At 33.2% G+C, this 24,196-nt stretch carries 19 protein-coding genes, 1 tRNA gene and 1 other RNA gene; 19 read left to right on the top strand and 2 right to left on the bottom strand.

Annotated elements, in window-relative coordinates:
* Positions 1 to 58 precede the first annotated feature (58 nt).
* The 11 genes from secD to ssrS all read left to right on the top strand — a co-directional run bounded on the left by secD (position 59) and on the right by ssrS (position 12,369).
* On the top strand, positions 59 to 1,336 hold the full coding sequence (gene secD / locus ACFHWD_RS12135) for a protein translocase subunit SecD (RefSeq protein ID WP_150357322.1): 1,278 nt from the start codon (positions 59 to 61) through the stop codon (positions 1,334 to 1,336).
* 10 nt (positions 1,337 to 1,346) lie between these two features.
* Positions 1,347 to 2,219: a protein translocase subunit SecF gene (secF, locus tag ACFHWD_RS12130; protein WP_179978320.1), complete on the top strand. Its 873-nt coding sequence runs from the start codon at positions 1,347 to 1,349 to the stop codon at positions 2,217 to 2,219.
* 162 nt (positions 2,220 to 2,381) lie between these two features.
* Positions 2,382 to 3,230, top strand: coding sequence for a DHH family phosphoesterase (locus ACFHWD_RS12125; protein ID WP_150357326.1), 849 nt, complete (start codon positions 2,382 to 2,384; stop codon positions 3,228 to 3,230).
* A gap of 127 nt (positions 3,231 to 3,357) precedes the next feature.
* Positions 3,358 to 3,876 carry an adenine phosphoribosyltransferase gene (locus tag ACFHWD_RS12120; protein WP_150357328.1) on the top strand — a complete coding sequence of 173 codons (519 nt, stop codon included), beginning with the start codon at positions 3,358 to 3,360 and terminating at the stop codon, positions 3,874 to 3,876.
* Between the two features lie 105 nt (positions 3,877 to 3,981).
* A complete protein-coding gene (locus ACFHWD_RS12115) occupies positions 3,982 to 6,156 on the top strand; it encodes a bifunctional (p)ppGpp synthetase/guanosine-3',5'-bis(diphosphate) 3'-pyrophosphohydrolase (protein WP_150357330.1) in 2,175 nt (724 codons plus the stop codon).
* A gap of 23 nt (positions 6,157 to 6,179) precedes the next feature.
* The gene (gene dtd / locus ACFHWD_RS12110; protein ID WP_179977867.1) at positions 6,180 to 6,629 is read left to right on the top strand and encodes a D-aminoacyl-tRNA deacylase; all 450 of its coding nucleotides are present in this window, start codon (positions 6,180 to 6,182) and stop codon (positions 6,627 to 6,629) included.
* 31 nt (positions 6,630 to 6,660) lie between these two features.
* On the top strand, positions 6,661 to 7,275 hold the full coding sequence (locus ACFHWD_RS12105; protein WP_150357334.1) for an MBL fold metallo-hydrolase: 615 nt from the start codon (positions 6,661 to 6,663) through the stop codon (positions 7,273 to 7,275).
* A 72-nt stretch (positions 7,276 to 7,347) separates the two neighbouring features.
* Positions 7,348 to 8,778 carry a coproporphyrinogen III oxidase gene (locus ACFHWD_RS12100; protein ID WP_150357336.1) on the top strand — a complete coding sequence of 477 codons (1,431 nt, stop codon included), beginning with the start codon at positions 7,348 to 7,350 and terminating at the stop codon, positions 8,776 to 8,778.
* A gap of 81 nt (positions 8,779 to 8,859) precedes the next feature.
* A complete protein-coding gene (hisS, locus tag ACFHWD_RS12095; protein WP_150357338.1) occupies positions 8,860 to 10,110 on the top strand; it encodes a histidine--tRNA ligase in 1,251 nt (416 codons plus the stop codon).
* A 198-nt stretch (positions 10,111 to 10,308) separates the two neighbouring features.
* The gene (aspS, locus tag ACFHWD_RS12090) at positions 10,309 to 12,099 is read left to right on the top strand and encodes an aspartate--tRNA ligase (protein WP_150357340.1); all 1,791 of its coding nucleotides are present in this window, start codon (positions 10,309 to 10,311) and stop codon (positions 12,097 to 12,099) included.
* Between the two features lie 93 nt (positions 12,100 to 12,192).
* A non-coding RNA gene (gene ssrS / locus ACFHWD_RS12085) (6S RNA) lies at positions 12,193 to 12,369 on the top strand.
* 24 nt (positions 12,370 to 12,393) lie between these two features.
* Here the strand turns inward: ssrS and ACFHWD_RS12080 are convergent.
* Positions 12,394 to 13,071 carry a DUF6483 family protein gene (locus ACFHWD_RS12080; RefSeq protein WP_150357342.1) on the bottom strand — a complete coding sequence of 226 codons (678 nt, stop codon included), beginning with the start codon at positions 13,069 to 13,071 and terminating at the stop codon, positions 12,394 to 12,396.
* Positions 13,072 to 13,271: 200 nt separating this feature from the next.
* Between ACFHWD_RS12080 and ACFHWD_RS12075 the strand changes: the two genes are divergently transcribed.
* Positions 13,272 to 13,922, top strand: a complete 651-nt coding sequence (locus ACFHWD_RS12075) for a hemolysin III family protein (protein ID WP_150358175.1) — start codon at positions 13,272 to 13,274, stop codon at positions 13,920 to 13,922.
* A gap of 68 nt (positions 13,923 to 13,990) precedes the next feature.
* Here ACFHWD_RS12075 and ACFHWD_RS12070 read toward each other — a convergent pair whose 3' ends face one another.
* The gene (locus ACFHWD_RS12070; protein WP_150358176.1) at positions 13,991 to 15,088 is read right to left on the bottom strand and encodes a hypothetical protein; all 1,098 of its coding nucleotides are present in this window, start codon (positions 15,086 to 15,088) and stop codon (positions 13,991 to 13,993) included.
* A 331-nt stretch (positions 15,089 to 15,419) separates the two neighbouring features.
* On the opposite strand from ACFHWD_RS12070, the gene ACFHWD_RS12065 reads away from it, so the two are divergent.
* The 7 genes from ACFHWD_RS12065 (at position 15,420) to ACFHWD_RS12035 (ending at position 24,106) form a co-directional block, all read left to right on the top strand.
* On the top strand, positions 15,420 to 15,974 hold the full coding sequence (locus ACFHWD_RS12065) for an MEDS domain-containing protein (RefSeq protein ID WP_378062067.1): 555 nt from the start codon (positions 15,420 to 15,422) through the stop codon (positions 15,972 to 15,974).
* Between the two features lie 136 nt (positions 15,975 to 16,110).
* Positions 16,111 to 18,762: a DNA polymerase I gene (gene polA / locus ACFHWD_RS12060; protein WP_150358178.1), complete on the top strand. Its 2,652-nt coding sequence runs from the start codon at positions 16,111 to 16,113 to the stop codon at positions 18,760 to 18,762.
* A 23-nt stretch (positions 18,763 to 18,785) separates the two neighbouring features.
* Entirely contained in the window at positions 18,786 to 19,385 is a 600-nt protein-coding gene (gene coaE / locus ACFHWD_RS12055; protein WP_150358179.1) for a dephospho-CoA kinase, read from the top strand.
* A gap of 42 nt (positions 19,386 to 19,427) precedes the next feature.
* A complete protein-coding gene (locus tag ACFHWD_RS12050) occupies positions 19,428 to 20,027 on the top strand; it encodes a lytic transglycosylase domain-containing protein (protein WP_150358180.1) in 600 nt (199 codons plus the stop codon).
* 25 nt (positions 20,028 to 20,052) lie between these two features.
* A tRNA-Leu gene (locus ACFHWD_RS12045) sits at positions 20,053 to 20,137 on the top strand.
* A gap of 255 nt (positions 20,138 to 20,392) precedes the next feature.
* Complete coding sequence (locus ACFHWD_RS12040) at positions 20,393 to 22,186, top strand: cell wall-binding repeat-containing protein (RefSeq protein ID WP_378062064.1); 1,794 nt, start codon at positions 20,393 to 20,395, stop codon at positions 22,184 to 22,186.
* An 87-nt stretch (positions 22,187 to 22,273) separates the two neighbouring features.
* A complete protein-coding gene (locus ACFHWD_RS12035) occupies positions 22,274 to 24,106 on the top strand; it encodes a cell wall-binding repeat-containing protein (protein ID WP_179977864.1) in 1,833 nt (610 codons plus the stop codon).
* The last annotated feature ends 90 nt before the right edge of the window (positions 24,107 to 24,196 follow it).

Genomic DNA, 24,196 nt, shown 5'->3' with positions numbered 1-24,196 from the left:
TTCTAATGTGGATTGTTGTAAAAAAATAGTATTTATTTACAGGTTGAGGAGGATAAAGATGAAATCTAAGGGGAAAAGTACCATAGTTTTCTTCCTATGTATAATTCTGATAGGTTTTTTAGCTTATTCGGGAGCATATGGAGTGACTTTAGGAGGATATAAACTTAAACCTTTTGGTGAAGTTATAAATAGGGGACTTGATCTTCAAGGTGGAGTTTCTGTACTTGAAGAAGTTCAGGGAAATAATGTGGATCAAAAGACCATGGACAGAACTGTGGAACTTTTGTCTATGAGAGTTAATAAATTAGGAGTAAGTGAAACAGTGGTGGCCAGGGAAGGACAGAAGAGAATAAGAATTGACATACCGGGAAAATTTGATGCCAAAGAGGTAATAGATGGTGTGGCAAAAACCGGTGAACTTAAATTTGTAGGCCCTGACAATAAAACCATACTTACCGGTAAAGATGTGAAAGATGCTACTGCTTCCATTGATTCTACAAATGGAAATCAAGCTGTGATAAATCTGGAATTAAACCAGCAGGGAGCCAAAAAGTTTTCAGATGCCACTCAAAAATTTATGGGACAAAAAATAGCAATTTACTTGGATAATGACATGCTTACCAATCCACAGGTGGATGCACATATAACCGATGGAAGAGCCGTCATAAGCGGTAAAAACCAGACTCTTCAGGAGGCACAAAGGCAGGCTGATCTTATAAAATCAGGAGCACTTCCAGTTACGGTAAAACCGGTTCAGGTTAAAACTATAGGTGCATCTCTAGGAGCCAATGCCCTCCCACTTAGTTTATTGGCGGGTAAAATTGGAATAGGACTTGTAATGCTGTTCATGCTTTTATATTATAGACTTCCGGGACTTATTGCAGATATAGCACTTACACTGTATGTATACATAGTTTTGGCGGCTTTTGCTGGCGTAAATGTGACCCTTACATTGGCTGGTATTGCGGCGTTTCTTTTGACGGTAGGAATGGCAGTAGATGCCAATATACTTATCTTTGAGAGAACTAAAGAAGAACTTAAAAGTGGAAGGTCAGTTAAGGCATCTATAGATGCCGGTTTTAGGAGGGCCATGAGCTCGATTCTGGATTCAAACATTACGTCTATTATATGCGGTTTTGTGCTGTATAATGTGGGAACGGGTTCCGTAAAGGGATTTGCCCTTACCCTGATCATAGGTGTAGCTTTAAGTATGTTTACCGCAGTAACTGTAACCAGAACCCTTATGAAATTGGTAGCCAATATGGGATGGTTTAACCACAAACAAACTATTGGGACTTTTGGTGTACATGATTTTAGAAAGGGGTTAGTAAAATAACATGAGTGGTATATATAAAATTGTTGAAAAAAGAAAGATATGGTTTACTATTTCCCTTATAATAATTATTATTGGAATATTTACCATGGCTACAAAAGGACTGGAATATGGACTGGATTTTAAAGGCGGTACTATAGTGGAGATAAATTTAGGCACAGATTTTGACAAAGCAGATGTGGACAGCATAGTAAAGAAATACTCTGTTGATTTTCAATCCAATAAATCCGACAATAAATCCATAACCATAAAAGCTACTTCTCTTACTAATGATGAGATAAGCAAAATTGTGAAAGATGTTAAAGCCAAGTATAAAAAAAGCAGCTTGACAAATCAGGAAAATATAGGAGCTGTTATAGGAAAGGAAACTAGAGTAAAAGCTATAGAAGCTGTCGTGATAGCAATAGTGGCCATGTTTATATATATAGGCATAAGATTTGAACTCAGCTTTGGTATGGCGGCTATTATATCTCTTGTTCACAATGTACTTGTAATGCTGTCTGTTTATGCAGTACTTAGGGTTTCTATAGATTCCAATTTTATAGCAGCAGCACTTACAGTTATAGGATATTCCATTCATGATACTATAGTTGTTTTTGATAGAATAAGAGAAAATCAAAGATACATGAGAAGAGTGGATCCTATGATCGTTGCAGATGCAAGTGTCACACAGACACTTGCCAGATCTATAAATACTGTACTCACCGTTGTAATAACTCTAACTTCTGTGTATATTTTGGTCCCTTCCGTAAGGGTATTTTCAGAGCCTATTCTCATAGGTGTAATTACAGGATGTTATTCTTCCATATGCATTGCCAGTCCGTGTTGGGTTATGATAAAAAAACATATGTTGGCCAATAGGAGAAAACTTAATAAAACGACTTAGTTAATTATTTAAAATGTACATTCAATATGATAAAATAAAAAATCCAGAGTATATTGAAACTTTGGATTTTTTTATTGTGGAAAATCTAGTCATACTGTGTTTGTAATAGAAGACAATATCATTTATAATAGAAGTGCTTTCGATAAATTTGGAGGTTTTATTATGGAGATGCAAAAGGAAAACATACAGCATTTTAATTTTATAGGAATGAAAAATCCCTTCCTTTTAAAAAATATGGGAGAGGCTTTAAAAAGAATAATAAAAGCTGTAAATGAAAGGGAAAAAATAGTGATCTATGGTACTTGCGATTTAGATGGTATAACTTCAGTGTCTCTGTTGTTACTTGTACTCAAATATCTAAATGCGGATGTGGAATATTTTATATCTGATGAAGTTGATGATTCTAGTATAAAATCAGATATAATAGAAAACCATATAAAATTTTTAGGTACCAAGCTTATGATAACTGCAGGATGTGGGATCAGCTCTGTTCCTCAGGTAAAACTATGTAAAAATTTAGGAATTGATGTTATAATAACAGATTATCATAGTAGTGAAGAAATCTTACCGGAAACAATTATTATAGATCCAAACCAAAAGCAGTGTACATATCCTTATAAGAATTTAACTGCAGTGGGAGTGACCTTTAAATTATGTCAGGCCATATCAATGTATTATGAAATGAAATGCGTAGGGAAATATCTGGATCTTGTGGCGCTGGGGATTCTTTCAAAACAGGCCGATGTAAGCGGTGAAAATGAAATTATGGTGAATCAGGGCATATATTGTATAAATTACACAAATAATTATGGAGTAAAAGCCCTGCTTAAAATAAATAATATTTCCAGTGTAAATTGGAAAAGTATATGTGAACTTTCAAATAAAATGATGCGTTCAATTAAAAATAAGAGATATATAGATAATGCCAGAATTACAGTGGAACTTTTTATAACGGAAAATATGGATAGAGCAGAACAGATAGCGAAATATTTAAAAAATGAAATTGTATAAGGATATAAATGCTGTGACTTGAATATTTGTCAATATTTAATATATAATTATAAGGTAGAAGATTATATTTCATTGGGGTTAAAAATCAATTGTAAAACAATAAAGCTATTTTTGAGGGGGAGTACAAGTGGATCTAAAGAACAGTATAAGGGTAATAGAAGGATTTCCAAAGAAGGGGATAAGTTTTAAAGATGTAACTACTTTGCTTAAAGATAAAGAGGCTTTTAAATATACCGTAGATAGAATATCATCCTATTTAAAAAATAAAAATATAGATATAGTAGTTGGACCTGAAGCAAGAGGCTTTTTATTTGGAGCACCTGTAGCCTATGCTATAGATGCTGGTTTTGTGCCTGTGAGAAAAAAGGGAAAGCTGCCCTGTGACACTTTAAAAGTCACCTATTCTCTGGAATACGGCAATGATGAATTGGAAATGCACAAGGATGCAATAAAACCAGGACAGAGGGTTGCGATAATTGATGATTTACTTGCAACTGGAGGTACCACCAATTCTGTTGCTAAATTAGTGGAAGAAGCGGGCGGAGTAATTGTAACTATAGGATTTGTAATAGAGTTGACTGATCTTAAGGGAAGAGAAAAATTGAAAAATTATGATGTTAATTCTTTAATTCAGTATAATATTTAAAGTTTGTTAATTTTAAATTGCAAGTTTTAAAAGTATATAATATAATGTTAATAAAAAATAATGGCTGGTTTAATAGACCAGCCATTGATTTTAGGGAGTATCGGTATGTTAGAACGATTGATGGAATTAATAGATAAAAATTGTAATAATATAGATAAAGATATGGTTAAAAAAGCGTATTATTTTGCCGATGAAGCCCATAAAAGACAAAAAAGGGAATCTGGCGAGCCTTATATAATGCACCCTGTAGAAGTAGCTTGTATATTGGCGGAAATGGGATTAGATACTGGCACAATAGTGGCAGGGCTTTTACATGATGTTATAGAAGATACTGATTTTAGTCATGAGGATGTGAGCAGGGAGTTTAGTCCTGAAGTAGCAAATTTAGTCGAGGGTGTTACTAAGCTGGGAAAAATAGAATATAAGACCAAAGAGGAACAGCAGGCTGACAACGTGAGAAAAATGCTGCTTGCCATGGCAAATGACATTAGGGTTATACTGATAAAGTTGGCTGATAGACTTCATAATATGAGAACATTGAAGTACTTGCCCGTAGAAAAGCAAAAGGAAAAGGCAAAGGAAACTTTTGATATATATGCACCATTGGCACATAGACTGGGAATGTCTAAAATTAAATGGGAATTGGAAGATCTAGCCTTTAGATATATAAACCAAAATGAATACTACTTTATAGTGAGAAAAATTGCGGAAAAAAGGGTAGAGAGAGAAAAACATATAGAGCAGATAATAAATCAATTAAAAGAAAATTTAAAAAAAGCGGGTATAGATGCGGATATTGAAGGCAGGCCGAAACATTTTTACAGTATCTATAGAAAAATGGTAAAGAAAAATAAAACTATAGATCAAATTTTCGATTTGACTGCTGTGAGAGTTATAGTGGATACGGTAAAAGATTGTTATGCTTCTCTTGGAATAGTTCATACTATATATAAACCTATACCGGGAAGATTTAAAGATTATATTGCTATGCCAAAGCCCAACATGTATCAATCACTGCATTCTACTGTTATAGGACCCCAGGGGAAGCCCTTTGAAATACAAATAAGAACTTTTGAAATGCATAAAACTGCAGAATATGGTATAGCAGCTCACTGGAAGTACAAAGAGGGAATTGAAACCGCAGAGGATATTGATAAAAAGCTTACCTGGCTCAGAGAAATGTTGGAATGGCAAAGAGAAACTTCGGATGCAGAAGAATTTATGGAAAGATTTAAAATAGACCTGTTTTCAGATGAAGTTTTTGTGTTTACACCTAAAGGTACTGTTATAAATCTGCCCTATGAGGCAACCCCTATAGACTTTGCCTATAAGATACATACGGATATAGGAAATAGCTGTATTGGGGCAAAAGTAAGTGGAAAAATGGTACCCCTGGATTATCACTTGAAAACGGGAGAAATTGTAGAAATACTTGTATCAAGTACCCCCAAGGGTCCCAGTATTGATTGGTTAAATGTAGTTAAAAGTAATCAAGCTAAAAGCAAAATAAGATCCTGGTTTAAAAAAGCCAAGAGAGAAGAAAATATATTGAAAGGTAAAGAGCTTCTTGAAAAAGAGGCAAAGAAACAAGGATATAATTTTGGAGAAATTGCGAAAGGTGAAATCATAAATTCTGTACTAAAAAAATACAATATGAATTCTATGGATGATCTCTATGCTTCAGTGGGAGTTGGCGGTTTGAATTCTTCTGTTATAGTTTTAAAGATGAAGGATATGTATATTCAGACTTCCAGAATGGATATTGATGATTGGAAAAAATTAAGAGATAAACTGGATAAAGTTACATCTAAACCACATAAAAGGCGTAAAGAATCTCCAGGAGTGATTGTAAAAGGTGAAACCAATGTACTTGTTAGATTTGCAAAATGCTGTAATCCAGTACCGGGCGATTTTATAATAGGCTATATAACCAAGGGTAGAGGAGTTTCTATTCATAGAAAAGATTGTAAAAATATAGACTTTTTGATGAAAAACAAAGATAATAAGGTAGTGGAGGTGAGTTGGGGGAAACCTAAAGGCGAGTATATTACCGAAATTAAAATAGAAGCCGAAGACAGGCAAAAGCTTTTATCTGAATTGATGAATATAATAAATGACAGTAAGATTGATCTCTATGCTGTAAATGCTAAACCGATTAAAAACGGAATAGCTGTTGTAAAAATGAAATTGAAGATATCCAGTATTGATGAACTCAAAGATGTAATGAGAAAATTGAGAAAGGTAAAGGGTGTTACTGAAGTTTATAGAACAGAAAATTAACTGTTAAATTAAGGGGTGTGATTATGCGAGCTGTAGTTCAGAGAGTGAAAAGTTCCAAGGTGGAAGTGAATGGAAAAACTATAGGGGAAATAGGAAATGGTCTAAATGTGCTCCTGGGGATATCTGTGGAAGATAAGGATGAAGATATTACCTATATGAAGGATAAAATATTGAATTTGAGGATATTTGAAGATGAAAATGGAAAATTAAATAAATCTCTTCTGGATGTAAAGGGGGAACTGATTATAATTTCACAGTTTACCCTGTACGGCGACTGCAGAAAAGGAAGAAGACCGAGTTTTATAAGAGCTTTGCCAGGTGATAAAGCTAACCTTATATATGAGAAGTTTATAGGAGAATGTAAAAATTCAGTAGACAGAGTAGAAAGTGGTAAATTCGGTGCAGACATGCTGGTCACTATAGAAAATGACGGACCTGTGACTATTTTAGTGGATAGTGAGAAAAAATTTTGAACATAATTTATCAAGGTAGGAGGTGTTTTTTGTGAAATTGAGAAAATTAATTGTAGGGGTGTATGCGGCTAATTGCTATATACTATCAGATGAAAATGCTGCGGAATGTGCGGTAATTGATCCTGGTGGAGATTTAAATGATATAGTAAACGCAATAGATGCTTCTAGGTGCAAAGTTAAATATATATTACTTACCCATGGCCATGCAGATCATACGGGAGCAGCAGATCAGATAAAGAGTGAATATAAAGCTCTCATAGGAATAAATAAGTTGGATTATGAAATGATGCAGAGAAAAGATCTTATGTATGGTACTATTGCAGGAGAACCTGATATTTATTTTAAAGATAATCAGATATTTAAAGTTGGAGATATTAGATTGAAAGTGATATTTACACCTGGACATACACCTGGAGGGGTGAGTTTCTTAGCAGAAAATTTAGTTTTTACTGGAGACACGCTTTTTCAGGGTTCTGTAGGCAGAACTGATTTTCCAGGAGGAAATTTTGATGCAATTATAGATAGTATAAAAAGTAAACTCATGATTCTCCCAGACGATACAAAGGTGCTTCCAGGACACGGTCTCAAAAGCTCTATTGGTAAGGAAAAAATTTACAATCCATTTATATCTGGTAGGAAGTCTTAATATTTATTTTTTATGAGAAAGGGGTTTTATTTAGCATTTTATGGATACAGTCAATGCTTTTTTAAGTGAATTATGGAAATAAGAATAAAATTAAATTCTAATAGGTATAGATATGTAATATTTGAAATAGTAAATTTATTTTATGATTTCAAACGTATAATTTTTGTAAAAGACGAAAACTGGGATTTTAACATTGTAATACTTGAGAATATTGTTGCAATAAAAGATAGAGAAAGCAGTTATAGGGTAGAATTCCAGAATGGTTTGACAGAAAATGAAAATATAAAAAAAATAGTATTTTTATATTTTAATGAGAGGATACAAAAAAACTTACCCTGGGGAACATTGGTTGGAATAAGACCCAGCAAAATAGCGCTAAAGTTGGTAGAAGAGGGTAGGAGCAGAGAATATATAGTAGAATATTTTTATAGGCACTTTTGCTGTAAAAAGGATAAATCGGAACTTTGTGTCGATATAGCAAATTCTGAGAAAGATGTAGTAAATGCCGATAGTAGGAATGTAAGTGTGTATATAGGAATGCCCTTTTGTCCTACTAGGTGTATTTACTGTTCTTTTGCCTCTAATCCAATTGAAAAATGTAGAAATATTGTAGATGATTACCTCTGCAGCTTGACTTGTGAATTGAGAAAGATTTCAAATTATATAATAGAACATGGCCTAAATGTAGAATGTGTGTATTTTGGAGGAGGGACTCCTACAGCCGTAAGTGATGAAAAATTTGAAAAAATAATGAATGAAATATATAATGGTTTTGTATGTAATCATAAAATAAGTGAATTTGATGTAGAATGCGGCAGACCTGACAGTATAACTTTGAATAAATTGGAAACCATGAAAAAATATAAGGTAAATAGAATAAGTATAAATCCACAGACAATGAATGACAGTACATTAAAATTTATTGGAAGAGGGCACTCCGTAGAAGATATAAAAGAAAAATTTTATATGGCAAGGCAATGTGGATTTGACAATATAAACATGGATATAATTGTAGGCCTTCCTGGTGAGAGAATAGACCATATAAATAGGACTTGTGAGGAAATAGAAAGACTTTCTCCGGACAATCTGACAGTGCATGGGTTGTCTGTAAAGAGGGCATCCAGACTCTATGAAAATATAATAAATAATATAAAGTATTCCATTGCTGGTAATAGAGAGTTAAATTCAATGTATAATAGGACCGCTTTATTGGCTGAAACGTTGGGAATGAAGCCATATTATATGTACAGGCAAAAAAATATGGTAGGCAATATGGAAAATATAGGATATACAAGAGCTCGTAATTCAGGAATTTATAATGTGGAGATGATTGAGGAACGTCAGACCATAATAGCCTGTGGAGCTGATGCTGTTACTAAAGTTATATTTTTAGATGAGAATAGGTTGGAAAGGCAGGCAAATGTGAAGGATGTGAGAGAGTATATAAACAGGGTGGACGAAATGGTTCAAAAGAAAATAAAACTTTTAGATACATTGTATTGAATATGTTTGTAAGTAAATTGATGATAAAATTCGTATAATTATAATTTTGTCATCAGATAATCGGGGAGGAAATAGAATATTATGATTATACAAGCACCAAGAGGTACTAAAGATATATTGCCTGCGGAGTCTTACAAATGGCATTATCTAGAAAATATATTTAAAAATATAGCTGCTTCTTATGGATACAGGGAAATAAGGACACCTGTTTTTGAATACACAGAACTTTTTGAAAGAGGAGTAGGTGAGACTACGGATGTTGTTCAAAAAGAGATGTATACATTTCAAGACAAATCAGGAAGAAGCCTTACTCTTAAAGCTGAGGGGACATCACCAGCGGTAAGAGCTTTTGTGGAAAGCAGTTTGTATAATGAAGCTCAGCCAACTAAATTGTTTTATTTTACACCGGTTTTAAGGTATGAAAGTGTTCAGAAGGGAAGACTTAGAGAGCACCATCAATTTGGTATAGAGGCTTTTGGTGCTGGGGAAGCTTCACTGGATGCAGAAGTCATAAGTCTGGCTATGAGAGTGTATAAGGAACTTGGTATAAGGGGGCTGGAATTGAACATAAACAGTATAGGATGCCCTAAATGCAGGAAAAAATATAATGAGATCTTAAAAAATTTTCTATCTGAAAAATACGATGAGCTGTGTGATACCTGTAAAAGCAGATTTTATAAGAATCCCATGCGAATACTGGATTGCAAAGTGGAGAGCTGCAAGAAAATAGTAAAGGAAGCTCCATTGATACTGGATTACCTATGTGATGAGTGCAGGGATCATTTTGAGAAATTGAAGAAATATTTAACTGCTTTGGGCATAGAGTACAAGATAAATCCGTTGATAGTGAGGGGACTTGATTATTACAGCAAGACTGTATTTGAAATAATCGATAATGATATAACCGTATGCGGCGGTGGAAGATATGATTATCTAATAGAAGAGGTTGGAGGACCACAGATGCCTGCCGTAGGATTTGGGATGGGCATAGAGAGGACACTTCTAACATTGGAAGAAAATGGGATAGAAATACCAAAGCTTCCCTATATAGATTTATATATAGGTGCTATGGGAGATAACGCAAGGATAAGGGCTCTTGAACTGGTTAATAAATTAAGAGAGAAAAATTTAAGATGTGAATGTGATCATATGAATAGAAGTGTAAAGGCCGAAATGAAATATGCAAATAAAATAGATGCTAGATTTACAGTTATAATAGGTGAGGATGAATTACAGTCAAATGTTGCTAAATTTAAGAGAATGTTTGATGGAAAACAATTTTCAATTAATTTAGAAAATATGGATGAAATCCTAAACTTAGTTAAATTATAAAATCTTATAAAAAATTTAAATGGTCAAATAATGAGAAGAATAGGAGTTGAAAAACCGTTAAAGTAACATTATTGAGAGATTTATAATGTGAGAACATACCTTGGAGTGCGGGACCAGAGAAGTTTAACTTCATGCACAATGAAACGGGTAAATGCACTTATTTAATGTGATGATAAGGAGCATTATACGGCGAATGTAATGGGAGAATCATTGAATGGGCTTAAAAGAACTCATATGTGTGGTGAACTTAGAGAAAATAATATAGGTGAAAAAGTTACAGTAATGGGCTGGGTTCAAAGGAAAAGAAATTTAGGCAGCCTGATATTTGTGGATCTCAGAGATAGAACTGGAATACTCCAGATTGTATTTGGAGAAGGGATAAATGAAGAAGCATTTCAGAAATCAGATAATGTAAAATCCGAATACTGCATAGCTGCTACTGGAGTTATTGTAAAAAGGGAAGCGCCCAATAGGGGAATTCCCACTGGTATGGTGGAATTAAAAGGAGAATGTATAAAAATATTTTCAGAATCTAAGACACCTCCTATATATATAAAGGAAAATTTGGATACAGATGAAAATATAAGGCTTAAATACAGATATCTTGACTTAAGAAGGCCTGATATGCAGAGAATACTCAGATTGAGACACAGAATAGCTAAAGTTATAAGGGATTTTCTGGATGAAGAGGGATTTGTTGAAATAGAGACTCCAATGCTTGGAAAAAGTACACCAGAAGGGGCCAGAGACTACCTTGTGCCCAGCAGAAATTATAAGGGCAAATTCTATGCTCTTCCCCAGTCACCACAACTTTATAAACAGCTTTTAATGGTTTCGGGGTTTGACAAATACTTTCAGATAGTTAAATGCTTTAGAGATGAAGATTTAAGGGCAAATAGACAGCCTGAATTTACCCAGGTTGATATGGAACTTTCCTTTGTAGAGCAGAAAGATGTGATGGACGTAAATGAAAGATTGCTTCAGAGAGTGTTTAAAGAGATTCTAAATCTGGATATAAAGCTTCCTATAGAGAGAATGCCATATAAGGTTGCTATGGAAAAATACGGAACCGATAAACCGGATTTGAGGTTCGGTATGGAGATAAATGACATAACTGATGTGGTGAAAAATACTGACTTTAAGGTATTTCAAAATGCCATTGAAAATGGCGGCTCGGTGAGAGCCATAAGAGTCCAGAACTCCTCCTCTATGAGTAGAAAGCAGATTGATAAGCTGGTGGAGTTTGTAAAGGATTATGGGGCTAAGGGACTTGTTTGGATAGAGTACAGAGAAGATGAAGTTAAGTCATCTGCATCAAAATTTTTAACAGAAACAGACACGAAAAAAATATTAAATAGGATGGAGGCAGTGCCGGGGGATCTTATACTCATAGCTGCTGACAAAAATAAAGTTGTACTTGAAAGTTTAGGTGCGCTTAGAGTTCATATGGCAAAGGAAACTGGCATTTTAAAAAATAACGATGAATTTAGGTTTGTCTGGATAACGGAATTTCCTCTTTTGTCCTATAATGAGGAGGAAAAGAGATATCAGGCAGAACACCATCCATTCACTATGCCTATGGATGAGGATATACAATATCTGGAAAGTGATCCAGGCAGAGTAAGGGCCAAGGCCTACGATATAGTATTGAATGGAGAGGAATTGGGCGGAGGAAGTATAAGAATACATGACACCAAGCTGCAGGAAAAGATGTTTCAGGTAATTGGAATTACACAAAAAAGTGCCTGGGAAAAGTTTGGATATCTTCTGGAGGCCTTTAAATTTGGGCCACCACCCCATGGTGGCCTGGCCTATGGATTTGACAGGATGGTGATGTTTTTGGCAAATACTGACAATATAAAAGATGTCATAGCATTTCCTAAGAATCAAAATGCATTTTGTCCACTGACAGAGGCTCCTAACGTAGTAGATGAAGTCCAACTGGAGGAGCTTGGAATTGGCATAAAAGATTTAAATAGGGACAATTAAATATATATTTGATAAAGATAAAATTTGAAAAATGTAGTATAATAATGTTGAGAGTTTAAAGAAAATAAATTTTTATTTACACTTAAAATTGAAGAATTCCTGCTGTGTACGTAGAATGAGTTGATGTTGACCGAACATTTTATAGAAGGGAATTTAACTCTTCTTGTGGAATGAAACCTGATTTATTTCGGGCACAAGAAGCAAGAAGGAGATGCCCACCTGCTGGGAGCGGGTTCAAAGTAACTCACGATACGGCATGGTGGGATTTTATTATTTAGACTATTTTTCATGTTACTATATATTGCCTGAGCTTTGTAAACGGGATGTTAGAGAAGATAGAGAATCTAATATTTCCTGGCGAGGAAGGTTGCCAGCAGATAATTCACTGTCATCTTTTAATAATAGATTTTTGTAAAATTCTATGGAGTATTTTAAGAATTCAGTGCTATAATTATTTTCTTGTAAAATCTCATATACCATATCTTCAGCTTTATCATATTTGTGGCAGCTTGTATAGTAGTTTATAATTTGATTTTGGAGTTCGTGGGTTAATTTGTACTGAGATATTTTATTTATAATGGAATCTATGTCTGAAAAATAAATTTCTAATTTGCAGTCATCTGTTTTGCCTAAATAGGCATTTAAAAATAAATGCAGGGATTTTTGATGTATGTAAAATGAATAATCCAGTTTATTTTGAGTTTCTAAAATATTACCCTCTTCTTCTAACAGTTTAGCTACTATTATGCATTTATCTGTGTTTACAGTTCCATTAATTTTTACTATTTCCATTAAATTTTCTACAGAAAAAGAGTTAAAAAATTTTAAACTCAGCCTAAACATGTCTTTAAAAGCGGTATCGATTGAATCTAAAGCTTCATCATAATTTTTATTTTTTTTATACTCCAATATTTTAATCAATAGTTCATTGAATTTTTTAATTAATTCTGCAGTTATAGTTCTTTTTAGCATTATACATACCTCCAGGGCTTTATAAAAAGCACTAATAATATCATATATTATTATACTAAAAAATTATTTTATTTACTATAAAAAGCCATAATAAATATTGAACATCAATATTTATTATGTTAATATAATATTTGTAATATATAGTTTTTAAAACTATGTATTACAATACTGATATTTAATTTATAAAGGAGTAGTGCCTTATGGATGATCAATTGAAATTTTACAGCAAGGGAGAGGAAATAGCCAATGCGGTGACACATGGAATAGGTACCCTACTTTCAATAGCAGCTCTTGTTCTTTTAATTGTTTTTTCTGTGGAAAAAGGTGATAAATGGTATGTAATAAGTTATACTATATATGGAATTTCTATGTTTATTTTATATTTGGGCTCTACTCTATATCATAGTATAACCAATGTTAGAGCTAAGAGAGTTCTTAGAATATTTGATCATGCATCTATTTATTTGCTCATTGCAGGAACTTATACACCATTTACTTTGACTATTTTGAGAAGTTCTGTAGGGTGGGTAATTTTTGGCATAATATGGGCACTGGCAATTTTGGGAATAATAATGAAGATATTCTGGGTGGGAAAATATGAGATTGCCTCTACCTTATTGTATATCTTTATGGGATGGATAATAATTTTTGCAATGAAGAAACTTCTGATACTGCTATCTCCTATGGGAATAGCACTTTTGGTTGCAGGAGGAATCATATATACTGCGGGAGCCTTTCTCTATATGATGAATAAAGTACCTTATAATCATGCAATATGGCATATTTTTGTTATTGGAGGAAGTGCGTGCCACTTTTTCTGTATACTTTTATATTTATTTCCCAATTCATAATTATAGCTAAAATCACTGTTGAAATATAATATTTCAGCAGTGATTTAATATTTGTTTCAAAAGTAATTTTATTTTTTATTGGTCAGATTATTGGCCACATTTACTATAAAATCCTGAACATTTGTTACTATAGAAGTCACTTCTAAACTTCCCCTGTCTCTTAATTTATTTACTACAAATTCTGATATATCCACGGTGTATATATAAACTGGTCTTATCTTTCCATCTTGTATTTTGTATACTGGGGTCATATTTCCAGTTGCTATAGTATGAAGTTGAGTTGCCAGGCATATGACTGTAGTAGCTTTTTTGCAATAATGCCTCATGGTGTTCTGGGATTCATATACATTTGGAATTACAGAAGGCAGAGGACCATCATCCCTTATAGAACCTGCAAGTATTAGAGGAATTTTATTTTTGACACAGGAGTAAATGACTCCATTTTCTATATGTTCCTCTTTAATAAAATTGTTAAAAGATCCGCACTTTCGTACTTTATTTATTACATCTATATGGTTGTAGTGACCATTTATTACAGAACGTTGAGTATATATGTTCTGGCCTAGAGCTGTTTTTAAAAGGGATCCTTCAAGATCATGGGTAGCAAGCGCATTTCCGGCAAAAATACAATTTGCATACCCATAATCTATAAGAGATGACATTGCCTTTTTAGAATCAGCATCAAATACTACAGCAGGACCCAACACCCATAGTATATATCCATGTTCTTTTTCATATCTCAACAGTTCATATAAATTATCATAATCTTTGGAGCAGGAGCTTTCTCTGCTTCTTCCAGATCTAAATAAAAATGTTTGATTTTCTGATTTGAAATTATTTTCAAATCCATTTATATGAATAAAAATTCCCTCGCTGGTATTTTCACTTCTTCCAAGTATTACTTCTTCTCCTACTTCTAAATTCCGGAATTCTTTTACTTTCAGTTTGTCATGCTTATCTACAACTACTACGCAGTCCATTCGACTTTCGGGTGCCAATATCCATTTACCATTTATTTTAAAATATTCAGGATAGATAGAAGTTGCATGATAGTTGTCAGGAGCTATCCCTTTTATTTTAACTTTTTCTGTGACTGCGTTAGGGGCGGAAAGAAATATTTCGTCTGTAAAATTAGGTGAATGGTACTCGGGTAATTCAAAATTCATTGTGAAGACCTCCCTTATAGATTTAACTAAATACAATTATATCAAAAAATACTGACTTAAGGCTAGTGATGAAATTTGATTTTTACATTGAATGATAAACAGAAATTTGTATTATATAAGACAAAAATACGACTTAATTAGATGATTTATGATATAATAAACAAAAATTAATTATATTGGAACAAAAATATATCATTTTATGAAATATTACAGAATAAAATGTAGATAAATAGTGAAATGTTTTGGCAAAATTTCAGTAAATATTAAAAGGAGTATTTACATATTATGTAGAATATATAAATAATAAATCTATTTGAAGAGGATAATAATTATGGTTAACAGTAATATTTTTGGATATCATTCTTCATTTTACTATTGTGGATTAGGACATTTGATCGTAAATATGCATCGATATATTAAAGATGGCGCTGACAAAGGGGAAAAAATCTATATTTGTACCGAAGATAGAATATATTTTAAATTATTAGAGTACCTAGGTGAATACAATAAATATATAGAATATTTTGATGTAATTAATATGATGGACTACTATAAGAAAATGGGATTGAGAAAAGTAAAAGTAAAGCTTTCAAAATGTATAGGGCAAAATATTGAGAAAGGTTATACAGGGGCAAGGTTCATTATGCAAATTGACTATGTGATTTCAAGAACCTCTGCTGAAGATTTCTTATATTTTGATAAAAATATATCAAATATAATTTTAGGTACTAGGGCATCTTTTATGTGTGTTTATGATTTTGAAGATTATTTAAATAATAAAAACTTTATAAATGATAATATCATAAGGGAATCCTATAAAAATCATTTTTTTAGACTATATGGTGGTAAACTAAAAAAATGGGATGAACTGTTAAATTTAAAATAATCCTAGCTTTTAAGTTAGGATTATTTTAAATTTACATTATCTTGTTTCTAATTTATAATAAGGGTGATATTATATAATAGTTGACAACTCAAAATTGATAGTAAATAATTGAGGAAATGATTTTGGAGGTAATTTGATGGATAATGAAAAACTGTTGATATTAGATGGTCACAGCTTGATGAACAGAGCATTTTATGCGCTGCCGGATCTAACTAATTCGGAGGGAGTACATACCAATGCAGTTTATGGTTTTTTAAATATGTTGTTAAAAATGAAAAAGGAGATCGAACCCAATTATATAGTCTGCACTTTTGATAAGAGTGCACCTACTTTTAGACATGATAAGTATACTGAATACAAAGCTGGAAGAAAAAAAATGCCTCCTGAATTATCACAGCAATTTCCTATAATACAGGAAATATTAAATATGATGTCCATAAATATTTTTGAAATAGATGGGTTTGAAGCAGATGATTTGATGGGAACACTATCTGTTTTTGCTGAAGATAAAGGCATAGAGGTATATATAATTACAGGGGATAGAGATGCCCTTCAATTGGCTACAGATAAGGTTAAAATAATCATAACTAAAAAGGGAATTACACAAAAGGAAATATATGATAGGAGCAGAATGGTAGAAGAGTACGGTGTAACTCCTACGCAATTCATAGATGTTAAAGGGCTTATGGGAGATAGCTCGGATAACATACCTGGTGTTCCTGGCGTAGGTGAGAAGACTGCTTTTAAATTAATAAGAGAATATAAAAGCATAGAAAATGTATTTGAGAATATAGATAATATCAGTGGTAAAAAACTGAGGGAAAATTTAAAAAAATATATGGAACAGGCTGCTTTTAGCAAAAAACTTGCTACTATTGTCACAGATGTTCCCATAGAAATGGATTTAAGTTCCATTGAATCGAAGAAACAATATGATGCCGAAGGATTAAAAAAATTATTTGAAAGACTTGAATTTAAATCTCTCATAAACAAAATACCGGGTTCAAAGCAGAGAGAGAAGGATGAAATATGTAAGACACAGGATTATAGAGTAAAAGTCAATCATGTAGATGATTTAAATAAGTTAAAAAATTTTGTGCATTATCTGTCAGGTTCAAAAATAAAAGACAATTTATTGTATATAAATTTTAATGTAGTCAACGGCAAAACATATTCTAAAAATTTCATAGATAAAATATTTATAAATTCAGGGGAAGAAAATTTTGAGATAGATGTGAGCAAATTATATGATGAGAACGAGGATGACACTGTTGAATTAATGAAGGCTCTATTTGAGAACCCCAACTTGTATAAGATCAGTTATGATGTAAAATCTCCCTGCAGCATATTGCATAGGATGGGTATAAAACTTTCAAAAATAAAATTTGATATAAAGATAGCAGCATATCTTATAGATTCATCCAAGTCCAATTATGAACTTTTGGATATTATTAAAGAGTATACAGCAGTGGATATTTCAGAGGAAGATAAAGATATTTTTGTAAAAGAAACGGCTGCGCTTGAAAAAGTTTATTCTGTATTAAGACAGAAAATAGAGGAGGGAAATATGGAAAAACTTCTTTATGAAGTGGAACAGCCTCTTATACCTGTACTTGCATCTATGGAATATGAGGGATTTAAAGTTGACAGGAATAGACTTTTACAGCAGGAAGATAAATTTAAACTGGAAATAGATAAAGTGCAAAATCAAATATATTCTCTTGCTGAAGAAGAGTTTAATATAAATTCTCCCAAACAACTTGGCAAAATACTTTTTGAGAAACTGGATCTACCTGTAATTAAAAAAACTAAAACAGGATATTCCACTAATGCGGAAGTGCTGGAAAAACTGAAAGGGAAACATCCTATAATTGAAAATATAATGTATTACAGACAACTGACTAAATTGTATTCTACCTATATTGAGGGTCTTAAAACTGTTATAGAGGAGGATGACAAAATTCATTCCAGTTTCAATCAAACAGTGACTACTACTGGAAGACTTTCAAGTACAGAACCCAATCTTCAAAATATACCTATAAAGTATGAAATGGGCAGAGAAATAAGAAAAATATTTGTGCCCGATAATGAGGAATGTGTTATACTTTCAGCTGATTATTCTCAGATAGAACTTAGAGTACTTGCCCATATTGCAGATGATAAAAATTTGATAAGTGCATTTATAAATCACAGTGATATTCATACTAAAACTGCTTCAGAAGTATTTAAAGTACCAATAGATGAAGTTACACCTGTTCAAAGAAGCAATGCAAAAGCAGTAAACTTTGGTATAGTATACGGTATAGGTGATTTTAGCCTGAGTAAAAGTTTAAATATATCCAGAAAAGAAGCTAAACTCTATATAGATACTTATTTTGAAAGATATCCTAATGTTAAATTATATATGGACAATATAGTGAAAGAAGCTAGAGAGAATTTTTATGTTACTACGATTATGAATAGGAGAAGATTTATACCTGAGATAAAGTCTTCTAATAAAATAGTAAGGGCCTTGGGAGAAAGACTTGCTATGAATACTCCTATTCAAGGAAGTGCAGCGGATATTATAAAGATAGCTATGGTCAATGTGTATAGAAGATTAGAGAAGGAACATCTAAGAAGTAAACTTATACTTCAGGTACACGATGAATTGATCTTAAATGTATACAAAGAGGAGCTTGAAAGAGTAAAGAATATTGTGAAGATGGAAATGGAAAATGTATTGGATTTAAAAGTTCCCCTAGAGGTGGACATAAACATGGGCAGTAATTGGTATGAAGCCAAGTAAATATAGATAAAAGAGGGGTTGCTGTGATTAAAATAGGCCTTACAGGAGGAATAGGCAGTGGTAAAAGTACTGTTTCCAGTATGCTCCTGGAAAGAGGTATAAAAATAATAGATGCAGATGATATAGCCAGAAATGTAATTGAAAAATATCCTGCTATAATGGACGATATAAAATTAATTTTTGGAGAAAGATATATAGATAGTTCAAAAAAACTTAAGAGAAAAGAATTTGGAAATTATATATTTTCACATGAATGTGAAAGGGTAAAATACGAAAATATTATAATACCCTTTATCAAAAGAGAAATATTAAATAACATGAATAAACTGGAAAAAGACAATGAAAAGATATGTATAGTAGACGGAGCTACCCTTATAGAAAATCAATTTCATAAAAACTTAGACTTGGTTTTATTGGTTTGGGTAAATAAAAGGGTCCAAATACAAAGGGTGGAAAAGAGAGATAAACTCACAGAGCCTCAGGTAATACAGAGAATAAATTCACAGATGTCTTTAGAAGAAAAGAAAAAATATGCAGATTTTATATTGGATAATTCAGGCACATTGGAGAACACCAGAAGACAGTTAGAAAAAATATTTAGTAAGCTCAATATAAAATTTTAGGGGGTGAAGTGCCTTAAAATAATATTTAGGGCATAGATGAGATTGAAATTTATAAGCAAAATAGTAGTAATTATGATAGTGGCAATGGCAGTATTAAATGCAAAGAACATTGTAAGATACTATTTTCCTTTAAGATATTCAGACTATATAGTAAAGTACTCTAAAGATTATAACTTAGATCCATATTTTGTGATGGCTGTAATTAAAACGGAAAGCAATTTTAAAGCAGATATCAGATCCAGCAAAAATGCCATAGGTCTTATGCAGATAACTCCAGATACTGCAAAATGGGCAGCGGAGAAAATGGATATAAGAAGTTTTAGGGAAGACATGTTAAATGATCCGGAATTTAATATTAAAATGGGATGCTGGTATTTGAAGGATTTGAGCACAGAGTTTGATGGCAATATGAAGCTTGTTCTAGCTGCTTACAATGGAGGAAGGGGAAATGTGCAAAAATGGTTGAAAGACTCTCAACATTCAGCAGATGGGGAGAATCTTCACTATATACCTTTTAAGGAGACAGATAAGTATATCAAAAAGGTTGAAGTTAGCTATAAAGTCTACAAGTATTTATATGGTAGAGCTGACAGGAGTGATTTTCCTCGTAAATTTCTGCAATTTTGGTTGACAACTATGTAAAAACCCATTATAATACTTATTGTATGCGAGAGTGGCGGAACAGGCAGACGCGCACGTTTGAGGGGCGTGTGAGTAAAATCGTACGGGTTCAAGTCCCGTCTTTCGCACCAAAATTGTTAGACAGATATTGAAAATTATATGATGTAATATGCTTAAAGTACTACAAGTCTAAACAGTAAAAATGTTATAGGCTTGTGGCACTTTTTTATTTTGTCTTATTTTATGGGTAATGGGTTTTATGTCTCAGAATGTGACTGTTTATTCCAACTGTATCTATAATGTGAAATAAATGGACAACGTGTTAATAAAGTATTACAATATAGAAAACAACAAGAAATAACTCGAAAAAAGGGGTGAAATGTAAGATGAACAGAAGAAAGCTAACAGCAATTCTATTAAGTGCTGGTTTATTGATATCTAGCTTAGGTAGTATAACAAGTGTTAAGGCAGAAGAAGTAGGAAATCCAGGATTTTTACAAGCTATGGATTATGATACAAGATATGGGACATTGGGAGAAAAGATGCCACTCCTTACAGCAGCAGGGTATGTCGGAACGCTAACACCTCTAAACCTAGAAATTGCAGGTAAAAAAGCTGGTGAAGTAAATAAAATATTAAGTAAATATAAAGTAATTGATGTAGATGCTACACATAATTATGGGTTAATGCAGTATACTAAGACTGGTTCATATATAAATGATGTTGCTGTTACTGTATTAAATAATGAATTTATGAATCTTAATTATGCAGGTGCAATAGTCAGATTTAATTTCAGTGATGGTACTATGATATCCTATTTAAATAGGCTTTATATAGACCAATATGGTCAGCTTTGTAAAGAAGTAGCTAGTTATAGTGTAGGTACTGACGGTTATTATCACGGTGGATGGGGAGGTATGTTTAAGGGCCTTGACACAGAAGGATATGAACCGTATGTAAATAAATATACAGATTTTTATGCTAATCAAATGGTTGGTTCTCCGTTACGTCTGTACGAGGTAGGATATTGGATGCAACAAGAAATTGGTGTTCAGTTAGATGAACATAAAGTCGATGTCATAGGATGCAATGACCCAAGCAAAGACCAGAATAACCTAAATTATTCTATATATAACGATGAAAACAGAGAAAAGACAACTAAGACGCAGATTGATAATACCAGAATAGGCGGTCAGACTAGGTTTGAGACTTCCTTAAATATAGCAAAACAGTATGTAGGAGATAAGAAGTTAGATAATGTTGTACTTACTAGCGGCTATGGTTTTGCAGATGCTCTTACAGGTTCAATGCTGGCAAAGAAATTAAATTCGCCAATATTCCTTTTGGGAAGTGCAGAGCAGAACAAGCAGACACTGGATTATATCTATTCAAAATTGTCAAAAGACGGTCATGTATATATCCTCGGAGGCACAGGTGCAGTCCCAGATAGTATAAAAGACGGGTTTATTGCGAATGGATATTCAGAAAGTAATATTGTAAGGCTTGGTGGTGCAAATAGATATGAGACAGCAAGTAAGATAGCAGAAAATGAGAATGTAATAACAGGTACTCCGGTTATTATAGCAAATGGAGAAAACTTCCCAGATGCACTATCCATGTCGCCTGTATCCGCTTCAAAAGGCTATCCAATAGTAATTACTACATCGTATAATCTGCCAGACTATGCTAAAGATTATTTGGCAAAGGTTAAACCATCTCAGGTTTATGTTGCAGGTGGAACTGGTGCAGTAGATAAGAATGTTCTTAGTCAAATAAAGCAATATTCGGGATTATCCGATGATAAGATAACGAGGTTTAATGGAAATGACAGATATGAAACATCAAAGTTTATAGGAGAAAAGTTCTTTGCTGATAGTCAAAATGTGACTGTAGCAAGTGGTTTGGACTATCCAGATGCACTATCGGGAAGTATATTGTCAGCAGAAAATAATGCACCAATAATTCTTTCAGATAATGGACTTGTAATCCAGTCTAGGGAATATGTAATTAGGTTAAACGCTAATCAAGCAAAAATAACTTTCTTGGGAGGCACTGGTGCTATATCAGATAATACTATAGAGAATACAGCGGGAATATTACCAGTATACAACCTAGATATGTATAGGCATCTTGCATACGATCTATCAAAGATACCCGAGACCTCGCCAACAGGAAACTAGCTAGACATATTTCAGATGTATAGGAGAGTATTTAGACTAAGTGTTAGCCTCTTATGTAATTCATATAATAAAAGGGAGTTGGTAAAGATGAACAGAAAGAAAATAGTTAGCTTATTGCTGACATTAGGAATATTGGCTACACCACTTGTAGCACCACAATATACTACTGCTGAAAACCTAAGCAATAAGGTTTACGCATATGATGAAACTGTAGATGAAACTATACAGGATGGAAATAAGGCACAGAAAGCACCATTACAGACAGCTACAGGGCAGGTTGGTGAAGGTATTACAACGCCTGCTAGGATGTCGGAAAGTATGACTTATGAAGAAGCAATGTCCTCTCCTTATAAAGTAGAAGCAGCACCTAATATGCTCACATTAAATGATTTTGGCGGTGTAATTCCAGAGATAAGTAAATTTAATTTAGATGGTAAAATATATCATTATCAGTACAAATCAGATGAAGGTGTATTTGATAGCTTTATTGAAATTCGTAAAATGTACATAAATGAAAATAGTACGTTAGAAAGAATTTATTCTAAACTATCATTTCTTAACGGCAAATTTTTTTATTTTAATAATGCAATGGAAGCAGGAGTTGATCAGTATGAATATTATCCATATTTAGCAAGGTATACTACTAATAATGCAGACTTTATGAATCCTAAGCCATTTCTAGACCGAAATGTTTCAACAGATAACAATGGTCAATATATAAACTGGAGTAGAAAAAATACACCAGTAGTACCAGATGAAAACGGATATGCTGTGGTTTATTCTGACTTATTAGATACTAAAGGTAGAACAGTACATGTCGGCACTACTAATGAAGATAGTGGATTTGTACATTATGGACCAATAACAGGTGATGAACCAGCAAACTTTAGTAATTCCACCTATGACCCAAGTAAATATGATGAATTTGGGCATTTAAAAGATGGTTCTGGAGGTAGCAACGATGATCCTACTAATCCAACAGACCCTACTAATTCCAATATTACTACAGCAAGATTTGCAGGAAAAGACCGCTTTGAGACATCTCTTGCTATAGCAAAACAGTATGTAGGTACCGGAACTCTTGATAATGTTGTAATTTCCTATGGATATGGTTTTGCAGACGCATTGGCAGGTTCAACGCTGGCTAAGAAACTGGACTGCCCCATTCTTCTTGTAGGCTCATTGCAGGACAGTACAGACAGTCTTGATTACATAGCTTCCAAGCTTTCAAAAAGTGGACACATTTATTTGCTGGGCGGTACAGGAGTGGTACCTGACAGCTTCAAAGACTGGTTTGTTTCAAAGGGCTACAGCAGTGATAATATTGTCCGACTTGGAGGGGCAACGAGAGAAGGAACTGCACAGCAGATAGTACAGGAGCTTTCAGTTGAAGCAGGTACGCCAGTAATAATAGCCAGTGAAGAAAACTTTCCGGATGCACTTTCAATATCTTCCATAGCTTCTTACAAGGGCTATCCGGTACTTTTAACCAGACATGATTCACTACCAGATTATGTAAAAACATATCTATCTACTGAAAAACCTTCAAAAGTTTATATAATTGGAGGAACTGGGGCTATTTCTAGTGATGTGGCAGCAGCAGTACAGAACTCGGCAGGATTATCTTCTTCCAGCGTAATTAGATTGGCAGGTTCAAGCAGATATGAAACTTCTCTGGCAATAGCAAAAGAGTTTGACTTAGGTTCAAAAAATATAACTTTAGTAAATGGGAATGACTATCCAGACGCAATATCAGGCAGTGTACTTTCAGCTAAATATCAATCTCCGATAATACTTACAGATAATAATACAAGCCTGACAAGTATAAAGAGTTTTGTAAATTCAAAAGGCATTACCAACATTTACACACTTGGAGGAACTGGTGTATTGCCGGACAGTTCAGTAAATAAATTGAAATAATAAATTTAAGTTGAGGAAGCTAAGCAGTTAAGAACTGTGAGACTTCCTTTTGCAATAAATATGAAATGTAAAATATAGTAAGATTAAAAC

This window comes from Clostridium sp. MT-14 (genome assembly GCF_042436595.1).
Taxonomy (GTDB): Bacteria; Bacillota; Clostridia; order Clostridiales; family Clostridiaceae; genus Clostridium_B; species Clostridium_B aromativorans.
This window is presented reverse-complemented; position numbering and strand designations above follow the sequence as displayed.